Genomic DNA, 15,064 nt, shown 5'->3' with positions numbered 1-15,064 from the left:
GCACTCAAGGCATTTCTGCCGGCTAATGACTGTGGCCGCTTCCGCAGCTGCCGCCGCAGCCGCAGTCCCCTTTGTTGAGGTCGCTTGGCTCCGGCAGCCGGTCCAGTTCGACAGTTTTCGTAAAATATTGGCTGACTTTATTGTGAATCTGGCCGAACTCGCGCTGGGCGTAAAGGAATTTGCGGATGACGGAATTGTCGTACAGCGCGCTTTCTTCTCGCTCGTAATCGGCGATTTCCTCGGGCGTCAGCTCGAGATCGGCTTGCTCCTTCTGCTGAAGATGCTGGTGCTTCTCCATGAAGCTCTCGTATTGCTGCAGCGCCTGCTCGTCGGAAGCAAAACGATCGATGGAATCGCGGAGCTCCTTGTACGCTTCTTGCTTTAGCAGCGTCTCGCAGAGCTCTTTCATCTTTTCCATGATCGGATCGCTGTCCAGCTTGATGATCATAAGTACGTCCTCCTTCTCGAATGGCTCTACCTCACTTTACTCGAATTTTCGCGCATGAACTGTGATGGCCCTCACACATCGGATGACGGCCGGGTGATAGGATGACATCGGTCACAGCTCGAGGAGGACGGGGGAAGCTTCGTGGCCCGCCGCCGCCAATCCGTGATCGGAACCGTCCCCCGTCATTTCGAGGATTGAACGATTGTGACGCTCCTCACAGCTTGAGGGGGCCAACTGGACTAGGCTATAAAGACCGATGAGTCAGCCCGAAAGGAGCGGCGGTATGTCGTTACATGTTCGAGAAAGAGACTACAACGTAAATCCGTTTATCGTCATCTGGGAGGTGACCCGGGCTTGCGCCTTGAAATGCCTGCATTGCCGTGCGGAGGCGCAGTATCGGGCCGATCCCCGGCAGCTTTCGTTCGAGGAAGGGAAGAGGCTGATCGACAGCATCGCGGAGATGGACGACCCCCTGTTCGTGTTCACGGGAGGGGATCCGCTCATGAGACCCGATCTGTTCGAATTGGCCCGGTATGCGATCGAGGAGAAAAAGCTGTCCGTCTCGATGACGCCAAGCGCTACGCCCAGGGTGACGCGAGAGGCGGTACGCAGGGCCAAGGAGGTCGGACTGTCCCGCTGGGCGTTCAGCCTGGACGGCTCTCGCGCCGCAATCCACGATCATTTTCGCGGCACGAAAGGCTCCTTCGATTTGACCATGAGAGGAATCGAATATTTGCGAGAGCTGCAAATACCGATTCAGATCAATACGACCGTCTCGAAATACAATCTTCGCGACCTCGAGGCGACGGCCGAGAAGGTGAAGCAGATGGGCGCCGTGCTGTGGAGCGTCTTTTTTCTCGTGCCGACCGGGCGCGCGGCGGAGAAGGATATGATCTCGGCGGAGCAGCACGAAGAGGTCATGAAGTGGCTATGCCGGATTCAGCGGACGATGCCGTACGGAGTGAAGGCGACGGAAGCGCCGCATTACCGCAGAGTGTTCGTGCAGGAGCAGCGGCGTTCGGGAAACGGGAGGGAACAGGCCGCCGAGAAAAGAACGGATTTGCTGGGACGCGCTCGCAAAGGGGTTAACGACGGAGACGGTTTCGTCTTCGTCAGTCATGTCGGCGACGTGTATGCTAGCGGCTTTCTGCCGATCGTCTGCGGGAATGTCCGGGAGAGGCCGCTGCCGGACATTTATCGCGAATCTCCCCTGTTGAAGCGGCTTCGCGACAAATCGCTGCTCAAGGGCAAATGCGGGGTTTGCGAATTCAAGGAGCTGTGCGGCGGCTCGAGGGCAAGAGCGTACGCGGTCACCGGAGACGAGCTGGCAAGCGATCCGTATTGCGCGTACGTACCGAAAAGGTGGCAAAGCCGGGACGAATAAGCGATCGAACTAAAAGGGCGGGGAACAGAATGGACAGGAGACGGACCATCGTCGTCGCGGGCGGGGGAATTACCGGAATGAGCGCGGCATTTTATGCCGTTAAATATTTGGCGGAGCGAGGAGGTCCGGTTGACGTTGTTCTTGTTGAGAAAAGTCGACGGCTAGGCGGACAGATTCGGACGCTGCGCCGCGATGGCTTCGTCATCGAGCAAGGCCCGGATTCCTTCCTGGCCCGAAAGCCGTCCGTTCTGGCGCTGGCGCGCGAACTGGACTTGGAGGCTCAGCTGAGGGCAACGAATCCGAATCCGCAAGCGAAGAAAAATTACATCCTGCATAAAGGAAAGCTGCACGAGATGCCGCCGGGGCTTGTGCTGGGCATTCCTACGGCGCTGTCCCCCTTGATCAAGACCGGGCTGGTGTCCCCGCTTGGCAAGCTTCGCGCCGCGATGGATTTGCTGCTGCCCGGAAGAAAGGATGACGGGGACGAGTCGCTGGGCAGCTTCATTAAGCGGCGGCTGGGCAGGGAGGTGCTGGACAATATGACGGAGCCGCTGCTCGCCGGCATTTATGCCGGGGATACCGAGGCTCTGAGCCTGCAAGCGACTTTCCCGCAATTTCGGCAGATCGAGCGGGAGCACCGCAGTCTGATGCTCGGGCTGCTGAAGGGCAAGAAAAACGCGCCGGCCACTGCGGCCGAGCTGCCGACAATCGCGCGGGGCAGCCTGTTTCTGACGTTCGAGCGGGGGCTGTCCACGATGGTCGATCGGCTGGAGCAGTCGATGCCGACCGTCAGGAAGCTGACCGGAAGCGGCATCGGACGCATCGTAAGAGAGTCTGAGGGGTACAAGCTGACGCTCGAATGCGGCACGGAGCTGCGGGCGGACGGCGTCATTTTGGCGCTGCCCGCGAGCGCAACGGCCAGGCTCGTCGCCGATATTCCCGAAGCTGCGTGGCTGGAGACGATCGCGTACGCTTCCGTGGCGAACTTGGCGCTGGCCTATCGCGAAGCGGACGTCCCCCGCAGACTCGACGGCTCGGGCTTCGTCGTCCCTCGCCGGGAAGGCCGGCTGATTACGGCCTGCACTTGGTCGTCGTCGAAGTGGCCTCATGCCGCTCCGCCCGGCAAAGTTCTTCTGCGGACGTATGTCGGGCGGGCCAATGCCCAGGAATGGCTGGGAATGACGGAGGAAGAACTGGTTGCCGGCGTTCGCGCGGACTTGAAGGCGACGATGGGCATCACCGCCGCTCCGCTGTTTATCGAAATCAGCCGCTGCCTCCGTTCTATGCCGCAATATCCGATCGGTCACCGGGACCGGCTGAAGGAGCTAAGAGCGCGGCTGGCGATCGAGAGGCCCGGCATGTGGCTGTGCGGCGCGGGCTATGAAGGCGTCGGCATCCCCGACTGCATCGAGCAGGGCAGGAGAGCGGCGGAACACGCAGTCTCTTATATGCTTTCCTAGAACGAAACGAGGCGATGCCGGAATCGATCCGCGCACCGCCTCGTTGCAATGACGCAGCCTTCATTGCTGCGCCTTAATATCCGCCCACATCTCGTCCTCGACATCCAATTCGATCTGCGAAGGGTAGACCCGCTGCCCGTACTCGTTCAGCATATAACGCATGATCGCTTCCTTCAGATTGGCCTCGACCAGAAACCGGCTGCGCCCCTGCACCCACACCTCGGCGCTGAAGCCGTTGTCCTCGTCGTACAGCAGCTCGACTTCCACCGATTCCACCGGAACCTCGTGGCGCTCCGCCATGTTCAGGCAGACCGCGTTGACGATTTGATCCATCGTGAGCCGCATAGCCGATTACCACTTGCGCTGCTGCGGGTTTTGTTGCTGCCTGCGGCGCTTGATCGCGTCATAGGCGGCGCGGAACGCGACGAACAGGACGAACAGAGCGAGCACGTTGACGAGCAAGCCGAGCATGTTGGCGAAGAAGCCGGTGCCGAACATGCCTCCGAACAGCAGACCGGCCAAGCCGCCGATCATCATTCCCTTCATAAAGCTGCCGCCGCTGAAAAATCCGCGGTTTGCCGTTCCGGCGGCGGAGGCTCCCGAAGACGAATTCGTGGTCGAGCTCTTGCTCACGCCGTCCTGCGTCTGGGCGAATAGGCTCATGATAATCAGCATTTTTTTCCACATGACGATGTTCCTCCCGAAGATGGTGATCAGAATCTTACCCTATTACATACGGTTCGCGGCCATTTTGGTTTCAGATCATTACGGGATGCCGAACCGGCGAAATTGCGCTATGCTTATGTAGGCGATAACCGGTTAGAGAGAGGAAGTGACCGAATGAACGCAATCGAATATCCTCAAGCTTATATCGATTACTTGGCCGAATATTACGGCTCGCGGGATTATTTCGAATGTCACGAAATAATGGAAGAATATTGGAAGGAAAACGAAAACCCGGAGTATCGGTCGTGCTGGCTCGTTCTCATTCGCATCGCGGTGTGCCAATATCATTCCCGCCGGGGGAATTGGACCGGCGCGCTCAAGCTGATGGGCAAGGCCGCGGAAGAAGCGGAGCCTAAGCTGTTCGATCGGCTCGGCATGGACGGCGGCGAGCTGAAGGCGCTGCTTGGGCGCACGGTCCGGGAATGGAGCGGTTCGAATCCGAGCTATCGGGACATCGAGCTGCCGATACGCGACGCCCGTCTGCTGGACGCCGCGCGGCAGCGCTGCGGGAAGCTCGGCTATACGTGGAGATTGCCGGGAGCGGAGGCGGGAGAGGACGTCGTTCACCGCCATTTGAGGAGAGACCGGACGGAGGTCGTGACGGCCCGCGCGGAATCCGCCCGGCGCAAAGCGCTCACTCGCGGGCTTCAAGCGCCTGATAGCCGTCGGTGACGACCTCAAGCTCTCCCGTATCGGGATGAATGATCAGGCCGTGAACCGGGGTTCCTGGGGGCAGCAGCGGATGGTTCCTCACGATGTCCACGCTGTTCACGACGCTTTCCCGGACACTGTCGAAGCCGGTCAGCCAGCGGTATAGATTAATGCCGGAATGGCGGAGCGTGTGGATGACGTTCTCGGGAATGCCCCGGGCCTGCATATGGCGGACGACCTCGTTCGGGTCGATCCCCGTCATGCCGCAATCGTGGTGACCGACGAGAAACACTTCGTTGGCGTGCAGCTCGTACAAAGCCACCAGCACGCTCCGCATAATGTTGCCGAACGGGGAGGTGATGATCGCTCCGGCGTTCTTGATGATTTTGGCGTCGCCGTTCTTCAGGTTCATCGCCTTCGGAAGCAGCTCCGTCAGCCTCGCGTCCATGCAGGTGACGATGACGACCCTCTTCTCCGGAGGGCGGTTTGTCGTCAAATATTGCTCGTAAGCTTTGCCTTCGACGAATTGCTTGTTGAAGGCTATCATTTCGTCTAGTTTGCGCATGCTGCTTTTCCTCCTACGTCATTCTCAATTTCTCAATCCGTCGGGCGATCCGCGTTGTCGCCGAAGCGCCCGACGGCGGTCGTGCCGGCTATACGGCCGGCGTTCTTCTGTCTTCCAGCCGAAGCTGGTTGCTGTAGATCTGGCCGTCGCTGGACAGCTTGAACGCCCTCCGCGAGGGCTCGTAGGATACCCGCATTCTCTCGTCGAAAAAAATCTCATGGCGCTTCTCGTACCAGACGTCCGCGCCGTTGCTCTCCGCCTGCAGGTCGCCTTGCTCCGGGCCGTCGATCAGCCACAGGGCGGCAACGCCGTTCATCGCGCAGCCGCATCCCGCCGAATCCGACACCAGCTTCCATATTCGCGCCTTCTCTCCGTAACGGACCGCAAGCTCGGCCAGCGCCTCTTCGCTCCAATCGATAATCAAGGCTTCTATCTCCTTTTCGTCCTGTTCGGATCCCCGCCGACAAGCAAACAGTAAGTTGATTATAAAGATTGCGGGGAGTATGATCAAGATGACAATATCCAGGAAGAAAGGTTGTGCATCCCCATGAGCAGCGCGGATCCGGCCGCATCGTCGCCGCTGAAGCGATTTCGGGAACTGACGGGTCGAATGAAACAGTACGAGGAAATATTGGGTCTGGTCTATTGGGACATGAGGACCGGCGCGCCGCGCAAAGGAATCGAGCTGCGTTCGGAGGCGGTGGGGGCGCTGTCCGCGGAGACGTTTAAGCTGTCGACGTCCGCGGAAATGGGCGAGCTGCTGGAGGAGCTGAACAAGCCGGAGCTGAAGGCGTCGCTCGGCGTGATCGACCGGAGGCTCGTCGAGGAGACAACGAAGGAGTTCGAGCGCAACCGGCGCATTCCGCCCGACATGTACCGGGAGTACGTCGTTCTGACCTCCCAATCGGAATCGGCATGGGAGGAGGCGAAGGAGAACAACGACTTTGCGGGTTTCGTTCCCTATTTGGAGAAAATCGTCGACTACACCCGCCGGTTTATCGAGCTGTGGGGCGTGAAGAAGACGCCTTACGATACGCTGTTGGACATGTACGAGCCCGGCTTGACGACCGGGGAACTGGATCGGCTGTTCGGCGAGCTGAGAGAACGGCTTGTGCCGCTGGCCGAGCGGATCGCGAAGTCGGCGAACAAGCCCGACAGATCGTTCCTGACCGGCGAGTTCGACAAGGAGGCCCAGAAGAAGTTCAGCAAGCTTATTCTGAAGGAGATGGGCTACGACTTCGAAGCCGGTCGTCTAGACGAGAGCGTCCATCCGTTCGCGACGGGACTGAACAAGAACGATGTCCGCATTACGACTCGCTATTTGCCGGAGGACTTGACGAGCGCTCTGTTCGGCACGATTCACGAGGGCGGCCATGCGCTCTACGAGCAGAACATCCAGGATGAGCTGGCGAACACGCCGCTCTGCACGGGAACCTCGATGGGCATTCACGAGTCGCAGTCCCGGCTGTGGGAAAACATGATCGGCCGCAGCCTCGGATTTTGGCAGAACTATTTGCCGGCGTTAAAGGCGCATTTTCCCGGACAGCTGGACGACGTATCGGCGGAAGCGTTCTATCGCGGCATCAACGTCGTGGAGCCGAGCTTGATCCGGATCGAGGCGGACGAGCTGACGTACAATCTGCATATTATGATCCGCTACGAAATCGAGAAAATGCTCTTTAATGAAGAATTAAGTCCGAGGGACCTTCCGGAGGTGTGGAACCGGAAGTACGAGGAAGCGCTGGGCATCCGGCCGCCGAGCGACGCGCTGGGCGTGCTGCAGGACGTCCACTGGTCGGGAGGAGCGTTCGGGTATTTCCCATCGTACTCGCTGGGCAATATGTACGCCGCTCAGATGATGGCGGCGGCCCGTCAGGACATTCCCGAGCTGGACGAACAGGTCGCCTCCGGCCGATTGCTGCCGCTTCAAGCTTGGCTAACGGACAAGGTATACCGGCACGGCAAGCTGCTGCGGCCTTCCGAGCTCATCGAGCGGATCAGCGGCCAGCCGCTTCAGTCCGCTTACTTGTGCGACTATCTGGAAAACAAATATAAGGATATCTACCGTTTGGAATAGAGGAGTGCGGATGGGGTTTCGGGTCATTAAGACGGCGGCGGCCGCCCTGACGGCTATCTATACCGCGTTACTGCTGGGCGTGGACAACCCGCTGTCGGCCGGACTGCTCGCCATTCTCGGCGTAGAGTCGACTCGCTGGCGAAGCATTAACGTCGTTCTGGCCCGGTTTGGAGCTTCCGTCCTGGGGCTGGGCGTGGCGTCTATGCTGTTCGGGTGGATCGGCTTTCACATTTGGGTGCTCGCCCTATACATTTTAATCGCTTTTCCGCTGCTTGTCCGATCCGGACTGAAGGACGGCATCGTGACGGGAGCGGTCATCGTGTTCCATCTGTTTGCCCGCGGCGAGGTAACGCTGCATGCGATCGGCACGGAGATCGCGCTTCTCGTCATCGGCCTCGGCTGGGCGACCGTATTTAACCTCGTCTATATGCCGAAAGAGAAAAAGGCGCTGACGGAACTCCGCCACCGGACGGAGGAAGCGTTCTCGGAAGTGTTCCGCAGACTGGCGGAGCATCTGAGGAATCCGGATACGGTATGGGACGGCGACGAGATTTTGCAGGGGGAATCGGCGATCGAGGCGGGCAGCGCCCTTGCCAAGCGGGCGCGGGAAAATCGTCTGATCCCGCAGGACGAGCCGTGGCAGCTCTATTTTCAGATGCGACGGCAGCAGCTCGAGTCGATTCAGCTGATGATGGAATGCATCGCGCTCGTGTCCAGGCATGTCCCGCAAGCGGAGCTGCTTGCGGTTCTGTTCGACCGGCTCCGGCTGGACGTCCGTTCGGAGTATTACGAGGGCGAGACCGACAAAATGCTGACGGAGCTGGAGAAGGGCTTTCGCGACCTGCCTCTTCCGTCGACGCGGGAGGAATTCGAAATCCGCTCCGCGCTGTTTCATCTGTCCCGGGAGCTGAGGCGTTTTCTCGGCGTAGCCGCCCGTATGAAAAAGCGAAAGTCAACTTCCGTCCAAGCGATCATACAATGAAACGTAAAGCCTATGCATCATACTTTTTTGTCACTCTAGACGAATGTCCTGCATAGACTTTAAGTGACTTGATCGTATGGAGGAGGTCTATCGAAATGGCTATTGCGGATAAACGGCTGCAGCGCAGGGAAATCATCACGAAGGCGGTTTGCGGCAAAGGCCGTAAGTTCTCGACGATTACCCACACCGTAACGCCGCCGCACCACCCGACCAGCATTCTGGGCGCGTGGATCATCAACCACCAGTATGAGGCGGTGAAATCGGGGGACGGAATCGAAGTCATCGGGTCTTACGATATCAACATCTGGTATTCGTTCAGCAAAAACTCGCAAACCGACGTAGCGAAAGAGACGATCTCCTATGTGGAGCACGTTCCGTTGTCGTACGTCGATCCGAGGCACCGCGCTTCCACCGAAGAGGTCTCCGCGGACGCCACGCAGGAGCCAAGCTGCGTCGAAGCGACGGTTAGCTCCAACGGCACTTCCGTCATTATCCGCGTCGAACGGGAATTCGCCGTGGAAATGGTGGCGGAGACGAAGGTGTACGTACTCGTCGATCCGGTCGGGGGCGACGAAGACGTCAAAGACGTCGATTTCGGCGTGGGCGAAGATGCGGATTTCGAAGATCTCGATTCCGATCTTCTGGAAGACGATTTGTGATCGGTTCGGATATCGGCCGGTACTTAAGTCTATGCGGACGCGGATCAAAAGTCGAGGGCGGATGCCCTGTCGAAACAACGGGATAAGCCTGTTTTCAGCAGGAGCGAACATGGGGAAGGGTCATTCGGCTTCGGCGTTCACGCGCCGCCTGCGGGACGGCCCTTCCCGTGTTTGGACGGGGGGAGACGGATGGAGAATCGGCCGGGAGCGCTGAAGATGTGGATCGCCGGAGGCGCGGGGGCGGGCGCATGGAAGGAGCTCGCTCGCGAGGCGGGCGTTCCTCTGCTGCTGACGTCGGCGGATGCCGGGCCGAACGATTGCGTGATGGCGGCCGGTCGGCGGACGGGGAATCCGGCGGGCAAACTCGGCAAGCCGGGAGAACCGGGCGAACGGGGAGAGGCAGGAGCGGCGAAAACGTCGGGAGCGTTGGGAGCGTCCGGACCGTCGGGAGCGTCGGGAGCATCCGAAACGTCCGAGTCGCATGGCGCTTCGTCGGTATCCCCTTGGCTCATGAACGCGGCAGCCTCCGAAGTCGAGTCGCTAACCGGCCGGGAGCTGGAGAGGCGGCTGCGGCGCGAAGGCGTATCGGCGCGGATCGGCGAGCAGGGCGGAGGCATGTCTTTAACTGTTGCGGTATGGGGCTTGGCGGCGTTGGAGATCAGAAGGGCGGGCAACGGCAGCGAATTCATGAATGGGATTAAGAAAGTAGAAGCAGCCGCTTCCCGGATGGCGATCTCCGAAGAGCATGCGCTATGGAAGCCGGCGGAGAAGCTGGCCGTTCGCGCGATCTACGCCTTGGGCCTCGATTTTGGACAAGTCGATGTGCGGATGAGCGATCAGGGCCGGTTTGCGGTAACGGGCTTCGATACGCGTCTGCTGCTGCGCACGCCGGAGGGGATGCGCCGATGGCGGGAGACGGCGGGCCGATTCGCCGCCGAATGGGCTGCGGAGACCGAAAAGGGGGGAGTGCGGACGGTTCTTGGCGCCGATCCGGAGTTCGTGCTGCTCTCGGCAGCCGGCCGCGTCGTTCCCGCTTCCCGCTATTTCCCTTACGGGGGCGAGACCGGCTGCGATTCGATGCGCGTGCGCGGCGAGAAAATATGGCCGCTTGTCGAGCTCCGTCCGCGTCCCTGTCCGGAGCCGTCGCAGCTGGCCGCCGCCCTGCATGGCCTTCTGCGAGAGGCGTCCGACCGTACCGCCGGCTCCGGACTGTCGTGGCGCGCCGGCGCCTTGCCGGTTCCGGGCGTGCCGCTGGGCGGGCACGTGCATGTAAGCGGGGCGGCGCTGCACGGCGAGCGGCTGCGGGCGCTCGACAACGCCGTGGCGCTGCCGCTCCGGCTGCTGGAGCCGCCGGGTGCGGGAAGGCGCCGTCCGCGTTACGGCGCGCTGGGCGACGCCCGGCGGCAGCCGCACGGCGGCTTCGAGTACCGCACGCCGCCGAGCTGGCTTGTATCCCCGAGGCTTGCGCTCGGGGTATTCGCGCTTGCGAAAGTGGCGGCCGAGCATTCGCGAGAGCTGGCGGCCAGTGGCCGGCCGCTGGACGATGAGCGGGTGCGCGAGGCGTTCTACGAGGGCGAACGCGAGACGCTGCTTGCCGCGGTCGAACGGGTATATCGGGCGATAGCCGCGACGGGCGGCTATGCGGCTTACCGCGAGCCGATCGACTTCGTGTTCGACGCAATCGGGCGAGGGCGGACCTGGAACGAGCATGCGGATATCCGCGCGAAATGGCGGATTCCGGTGCGATGATCGTCAGCAGAGGCTTGCGCGGAGAAGCGGCGGACCGCGCTAACTTCGGAGCGCTTCCGAACCCGAGCGCAACTAAAGGGGGGCTGTTCGCGTCTTTAAAGTAGCGGAGGAAGAAGGCGGCCGGCCCCGGAAGAAACCGTTGTCGGCGGCTCTATTCTATTTTCCGCGCCGGCTGTCCCGGCTGTTTCCGTTTTGATATTTTGATATAATGAAAGGATATCGAACGGCTGAACAACGCGCAGCTGCAAATACCGGGAGGAAGACGATGGCTGGATACACCCCGATGATGGAGCAATACTTGTCCGTCAAAGCGACGGCGAAGGACGCCCTGCTGTTCTTCCGCTTGGGCGATTTCTACGAAATGTTTTTCGAGGACGCGATCACCGCATCGAGAGAGTTGGAGATTACGCTGACGGGGCGGGGCGCGGGCCAGGAGGAACGGGTGCCGATGTGCGGCGTTCCGCATCATTCCGCCGAAGGATACATAGCGAGATTGGTAGAGAAAGGCTATAAAGTCGCCGTTTGCGAGCAGGTCGAAGATCCGGCCAGCACGAAAGGCGTCGTCCGGCGGGAGATCGTCCGCATCGTGACGCCGGGAACGGTGATGGACGCGAAGCTGGTCGGAGACGCCTCGAATAACTTCATCGTCGGGGCCGCTTCGCAAGCGGGGCGTCTCGGCATTGCCGCATGCGACTTGACGACCGGAGAGCTCTATTTGACTTCGTTCGCCCAGTCGCCGGAAGCGATCAACAACGTGCTCAACGTCTACCGCCCGTCGGAAGCGGTCGGCGACGAGGAGGCGATCGCGGCGATTCAAGAAGCGCTGCAGCCCGCCGGACGCTCCCTGTCGACGACGGTTCGCGAGGAGGCCGAGCCGGACAGGCTGGGAACGCAATTTCCGGAGGAAGCGTGGAGCGCGCACGAACCGGTCCGTCAGAAGGCGGTGGCGCGGCTGATCGCTTATTTGGAAGAGACTCAGAGACGCTCGCTTGCCCACCTGCGCTCCGTTAAAGCTTACGACACCGAAGCGTACATGTCGCTCGACGCGTTCACCCGGCGCAACCTGGAGCTGACCGAGACGATTCGCGACCGCTCGCGCAAGGGCTCGCTGCTCGGCTTGCTGGATCGCACTCGAACGGCGATGGGCGCGCGCCTGCTCAAGCGCTGGATCGATCAGCCGCTGCTTAGCCGCGAGGAGGCGGAGCGCAGGCTCGATGCGGTCGAAGCGCTTAATCGGGATTGGATCAAGCGCAAGGAGCTGAGGGACGAGCTCGGAGAAGTGTACGACCTGGAGCGTCTGGCCGGCCGTATCGCCTACGGAACGGCCAATGCGCGCGATCTGAACGCGCTCAAAAACTCGCTTCGGCGAATTCCCGCCGTTCAGGCGCTGTGCGCGAGCCTGGACGCGTCCCCGCTCGATTCGCTCGCTCGGAGCATGGACGCTTGTGCGGATATCGCCGACGCCATCGAGGCGGCGATCGCGGACGAGCCGCCGACGACGCTGCGGGACGGCGGTCTCATTCGTTCCGGTTATGACGCCAAGCTGGACGAGCTGCGGGAGGCAAGCCAGAACGGCAAGCAATGGATTGCCGAGCTGGAGCGCCGAGAACGGGAGGCGACGGGCATCAAGTCGCTGAAAATCGGCTTTAACAAGGTGTTCGGCTACTATTTGGAAGTGACCCGCGCGAACTTGGCGAGTTTGCCGGAAGGCCGCTACGAGAGAAAGCAGACGCTCGCCAACGCCGAGCGGTTCGTCACGCCGGAGCTGAAGGAGAAGGAAGCGCTCATTCTGGAAGCGGAGGATCGGATGTTCGATCTCGAGTACGAGACGTTCGTCGCCCTGCGCGACCGGATCTCGGGCCAGATGCCGCGGCTTCAGCGGCTCGCGGAGAGCGTCGCCGCGCTGGACGTGCTGCAATCGTTCGCGGAGGCGAGCGCGGAGCAGCGGTATACGCGCCCTAGCTGGACCGACGGGGACGGCTACGATCTGATCATCGAGGAGGGACGTCACCCGGTCGTGGAATCGGTGAACGAGAACGGCGTGTTCATCGCCAACGACACCTCGCTTACGGCGGAAGGCGGACCGATTCTGCTCATCACGGGCCCCAACATGGCCGGGAAGAGCACGTACATGCGCCAGGTGGCGATGATCTGCCTCATGGCCCAGATCGGCTGCTTCGTGCCTGCTCGCCGGGCGGTGCTGCCGTTCGTCGACCGAATCTTCACCCGAATCGGGGCGGCGGACGATCTTGTCGGCGGCCAGAGCACGTTCATGGTCGAGATGAAGGACATCCAGATTATGACCGAGCAGGCGACGGCGCGCAGTCTGATCATCATCGACGAGTTGGGCCGGGGCACCTCGACGGACGAAGGGATGGCGATCGCGCAGGCGGTCATCGAATACGTTCACGATCATATCGGCTGCAAGGCGCTCGTCTCGACCCATTTTCACGAGCTGGCCCATCTCGAGTCGTCGCTGCCGGGGCTGCGGAACGGCTGCATGGCGGTGAGGGAGAGCGCGGACGGCGTTACGTTCCTGCGCAAGCTCGTCCCGGGGGCTGCGGATTCCAGCTACGGGATTTATTGCGCGCAGTTGGCCGGATTGCCGGAGACGATCGTCGGCCGGGCCTATTCGCTGCTGAACGATCGCGGGACGGCGGGAGAGGCGCCGTCTCGTCCCGGGCCGATCGATCCGCGCATCCAGACGGTTCGGGAGACTGCGGCGGCCGGCGGAGCGCCGTCTCCGCAGCCGGTCGTCCAGCTGAGCCTGTTTCCCGAAGAGGCGCCGCCCGTCAAGCCGGCCAGACCGGCGGCGGGAGACAAGGTGCTGGAGAAGCTGAGGAAGCTGGACGTGATGAGAATGACGCCGATGCAGGCGCTCGAATGGTTGAACGACGCAAGAAACCAATTGACGGAAAGCGGGGAAACCCCATGAACCTGATCAGGAATTTGAGACGCTCTGCCGCACTGCTGCTGGCATTTTCGCTATTTTTCGTTTACGTGCCGGCTGCGCTGGGGGCCAGTTCCCAGCAGATCGAGGAGGTGCGCCAGCTTCTCGAGACGTATCATCTGAAGGGCCCGGACGATTCGGAGCTGGCGAACAAGGAAATCGAAGAGATGGTCGAGTCCTTGGGCGATCCTTATACGGAGTATTTCGACGATGAGGCGTGGAAGATTTACAGCACGGAGCTGGAGCAGACGTTCGTCGGCATCGGCATCGTTATGACGGAGAACAACGGCAAGGTTTACGTCGAAGACGTCTTCGCGGAAGGTCCGGCTGCGCTGGCGGGCGTTCAGGCGGGCGATCTGCTCGTCTCGGCGGACGGCGAATCGTTCGAAGGGAAAACGATGGCCGACATCCAGAAGGTCGTTCGCGGCGAGGAAGGAACGGAAGTGGCCTTGACCGTGTTGCGGGGAGGCAAGACGCTTAAGTTCAAGATCACGAGAAAACCGGTGCACGTGCCAGTCGTCGCCGCCCGAATGCTGGAGAAGGGCATCGGCTATCTGGCGCTGTCCAGCTTTACGTCCGAATCGGGCAAAGAGGTGAAGCGCGAGCTGGAGAAGCTCGAGAAAAACGGACTGACCTCTCTCGTGCTGGATTTGCGCAACAACGGCGGAGGCTATGTGAACGCCGCGCAGGAGATCGCCGGCTTGTTCGTCCAGGAAGGCGTGCTGACGCATATGAGAGACCGCGACGGCAACGACCAGCCGCTCTCCATCTCGGGGACGTCCAGGCCGTACGAGGTCGTCATTCTCGTCAACGGCAATACGGCGAGCGCGTCCGAGCTGCTCTCGGGAGCGCTGCGGGACTACGGCGTGGCGAAGCTGGTCGGAACGAAAACGTACGGGAAAGGCGTCGTTCAGTCGCTCATGCCGCTCAAGAGCGGCGGCGTGCTGAAAATGACGGTCCAGGAATACTACACGCCAAAAGGAAAAAAGGTGGACCAGGTCGGGCTGTCTCCGAACGTCGTTCTCGAAGGGGCGGCCGAGCAGCTGATCGGCGCGTTCCGTCTTGCCGGAGGGGAGAAGCTGATCGTCGGCTGGCACAATGGCGTGCTGACGGTTAACGGCCTCCGCTTCTCGCAGCCGGAAGCCTTCCGGAAGATCAGCAATCAATGGTACGTCAACTTGAAGCTGGGCGCGTCGATCGCCGGCGCAAAGCTGACGTACGACGCGAAGAGCCGCACCTACACGCTGGCGAAGGGCAGCCAGAAGCAGACGATTAAGGCGTCCGATCCTCGCGTGAACGTCAAGGACGGTCGCACGAGCATCGACGTCCGCCTGCTGGCGAAATGGTTCGAAGGCGTCACCTTCTCTTCCTCCGGCGACGCGTTGAAGCTGGGCTCCCGGTAAGCGCGGCTTC

14 protein-coding genes are annotated in these 15,064 nt (G+C 61.2%); 9 read left to right on the top strand and 5 right to left on the bottom strand.

Annotated features, from left to right (window positions below; translation table 11 throughout):
• Window positions 1-22: 22 nt before the first annotated feature.
• Entirely contained in the window at window positions 23-448 is a 426-nt protein-coding gene (locus tag ACFO3S_RS06985) for a YlbF family regulator (protein WP_378093742.1), read from the bottom strand.
• Between the two features lie 283 nt (window positions 449-731).
• Here ACFO3S_RS06985 and ACFO3S_RS06980 point away from each other — a divergent pair, with 283 nt between their 5' ends.
• Together ACFO3S_RS06980 and hemG are read left to right on the top strand one after the other, a co-directional pair.
• Complete coding sequence (locus ACFO3S_RS06980) at window positions 732-1,832, top strand: TIGR04053 family radical SAM/SPASM domain-containing protein (RefSeq protein ID WP_378093740.1); 1,101 nt, start codon at window positions 732-734, stop codon at window positions 1,830-1,832.
• A gap of 29 nt (window positions 1,833-1,861) precedes the next feature.
• Window positions 1,862-3,292 carry a protoporphyrinogen oxidase gene (gene hemG, locus ACFO3S_RS06975; RefSeq protein ID WP_378093738.1) on the top strand — a complete coding sequence of 477 codons (1,431 nt, stop codon included), beginning with the start codon at window positions 1,862-1,864 and terminating at the stop codon, window positions 3,290-3,292.
• 60 nt (window positions 3,293-3,352) lie between these two features.
• On the opposite strand, the gene ACFO3S_RS06970 is transcribed toward hemG, so the two are convergent.
• Together ACFO3S_RS06970 and ACFO3S_RS06965 are read right to left on the bottom strand one after the other, a co-directional pair.
• Window positions 3,353-3,637 carry a DUF2653 family protein gene (locus ACFO3S_RS06970; protein ID WP_378093736.1) on the bottom strand — a complete coding sequence of 95 codons (285 nt, stop codon included), beginning with the start codon at window positions 3,635-3,637 and terminating at the stop codon, window positions 3,353-3,355.
• A 6-nt stretch (window positions 3,638-3,643) separates the two neighbouring features.
• Complete coding sequence (locus tag ACFO3S_RS06965) at window positions 3,644-3,979, bottom strand: hypothetical protein (protein ID WP_378093734.1); 336 nt, start codon at window positions 3,977-3,979, stop codon at window positions 3,644-3,646.
• A 153-nt stretch (window positions 3,980-4,132) separates the two neighbouring features.
• Here ACFO3S_RS06965 and ACFO3S_RS06960 point away from each other — a divergent pair, with 153 nt between their 5' ends.
• Entirely contained in the window at window positions 4,133-4,690 is a 558-nt protein-coding gene (locus ACFO3S_RS06960; protein WP_378093732.1) for a DUF309 domain-containing protein, read from the top strand.
• On the opposite strand, the gene ACFO3S_RS06955 is transcribed toward ACFO3S_RS06960, so the two are convergent.
• Together ACFO3S_RS06955 and ACFO3S_RS06950 are read right to left on the bottom strand one after the other, a co-directional pair.
• Window positions 4,653-5,234, bottom strand: coding sequence for a beta-class carbonic anhydrase (locus ACFO3S_RS06955; protein WP_378093730.1), 582 nt, complete (start codon window positions 5,232-5,234; stop codon window positions 4,653-4,655). The two genes, ACFO3S_RS06960 and ACFO3S_RS06955, sit on opposite strands and share 38 nt — an antisense overlap.
• An 88-nt stretch (window positions 5,235-5,322) precedes the next feature.
• Window positions 5,323-5,658, bottom strand: coding sequence for an iron-sulfur cluster biosynthesis family protein (locus ACFO3S_RS06950; protein WP_378093728.1), 336 nt, complete (start codon window positions 5,656-5,658; stop codon window positions 5,323-5,325).
• Window positions 5,659-5,781: 123 nt separating this feature from the next.
• Here ACFO3S_RS06950 and ACFO3S_RS06945 point away from each other — a divergent pair, with 123 nt between their 5' ends.
• From ACFO3S_RS06945 to ACFO3S_RS06920, 6 genes are all read left to right on the top strand, one after another.
• A complete protein-coding gene (locus tag ACFO3S_RS06945) occupies window positions 5,782-7,311 on the top strand; it encodes a carboxypeptidase M32 (RefSeq protein ID WP_378093726.1) in 1,530 nt (509 codons plus the stop codon).
• 10 nt (window positions 7,312-7,321) lie between these two features.
• The gene (locus ACFO3S_RS06940; protein ID WP_378093724.1) at window positions 7,322-8,293 is read left to right on the top strand and encodes an aromatic acid exporter family protein; all 972 of its coding nucleotides are present in this window, start codon (window positions 7,322-7,324) and stop codon (window positions 8,291-8,293) included.
• Window positions 8,294-8,388: 95 nt separating this feature from the next.
• On the top strand, window positions 8,389-8,952 hold the full coding sequence (locus ACFO3S_RS06935) for an outer spore coat protein CotE (RefSeq protein WP_378093722.1): 564 nt from the start codon (window positions 8,389-8,391) through the stop codon (window positions 8,950-8,952).
• 189 nt (window positions 8,953-9,141) lie between these two features.
• The gene (locus ACFO3S_RS06930; RefSeq protein ID WP_378093720.1) at window positions 9,142-10,701 is read left to right on the top strand and encodes a putative amidoligase domain-containing protein; all 1,560 of its coding nucleotides are present in this window, start codon (window positions 9,142-9,144) and stop codon (window positions 10,699-10,701) included.
• A gap of 265 nt (window positions 10,702-10,966) precedes the next feature.
• Entirely contained in the window at window positions 10,967-13,636 is a 2,670-nt protein-coding gene (mutS, locus tag ACFO3S_RS06925) for a DNA mismatch repair protein MutS (protein WP_378093718.1), read from the top strand.
• Window positions 13,633-15,054, top strand: a complete 1,422-nt coding sequence (locus tag ACFO3S_RS06920; protein WP_378093716.1) for a S41 family peptidase — start codon at window positions 13,633-13,635, stop codon at window positions 15,052-15,054. The genes mutS and ACFO3S_RS06920 overlap by 4 nt, the downstream gene beginning before the upstream one ends.
• Window positions 15,055-15,064 lie beyond the last annotated feature (10 nt).

Origin of the sequence: Cohnella hongkongensis, assembly GCF_042654645.1 — a bacterium.
Lineage (GTDB): Bacteria > Bacillota > Bacilli > Paenibacillales > Paenibacillaceae > Cohnella > Cohnella hongkongensis.
This window is presented reverse-complemented; position numbering and strand designations above follow the sequence as displayed.

Coding starts and splice junctions, on each gene's coding strand:
- ACFO3S_RS06985 (WP_378093742.1), bottom strand. CDS start 448: ATGATCATCAAGCTGGACAGCGATCCGATCATGGAAAAGATGAAAGAG.
- ACFO3S_RS06980 (WP_378093740.1), top strand. CDS start 732: ATGTCGTTACATGTTCGAGAAAGAGACTACAACGTAAATCCGTTTATC.
- hemG (WP_378093738.1), top strand. CDS start 1,862: ATGGACAGGAGACGGACCATCGTCGTCGCGGGCGGGGGAATTACCGGA.
- ACFO3S_RS06970 (WP_378093736.1), bottom strand. CDS start 3,637: ATGCGGCTCACGATGGATCAAATCGTCAACGCGGTCTGCCTGAACATG.
- ACFO3S_RS06965 (WP_378093734.1), bottom strand. CDS start 3,979: ATGTGGAAAAAAATGCTGATTATCATGAGCCTATTCGCCCAGACGCAG.
- ACFO3S_RS06960 (WP_378093732.1), top strand. CDS start 4,133: ATGAACGCAATCGAATATCCTCAAGCTTATATCGATTACTTGGCCGAA.
- ACFO3S_RS06955 (WP_378093730.1), bottom strand. CDS start 5,234: ATGCGCAAACTAGACGAAATGATAGCCTTCAACAAGCAATTCGTCGAA.
- ACFO3S_RS06945 (WP_378093726.1), top strand. CDS start 5,782: ATGAGCAGCGCGGATCCGGCCGCATCGTCGCCGCTGAAGCGATTTCGG.
- ACFO3S_RS06940 (WP_378093724.1), top strand. CDS start 7,322: ATGGGGTTTCGGGTCATTAAGACGGCGGCGGCCGCCCTGACGGCTATC.
- ACFO3S_RS06935 (WP_378093722.1), top strand. CDS start 8,389: ATGGCTATTGCGGATAAACGGCTGCAGCGCAGGGAAATCATCACGAAG.
- ACFO3S_RS06930 (WP_378093720.1), top strand. CDS start 9,142: ATGGAGAATCGGCCGGGAGCGCTGAAGATGTGGATCGCCGGAGGCGCG.
- mutS (WP_378093718.1), top strand. CDS start 10,967: ATGGCTGGATACACCCCGATGATGGAGCAATACTTGTCCGTCAAAGCG.
- ACFO3S_RS06920 (WP_378093716.1), top strand. CDS start 13,633: ATGAACCTGATCAGGAATTTGAGACGCTCTGCCGCACTGCTGCTGGCA.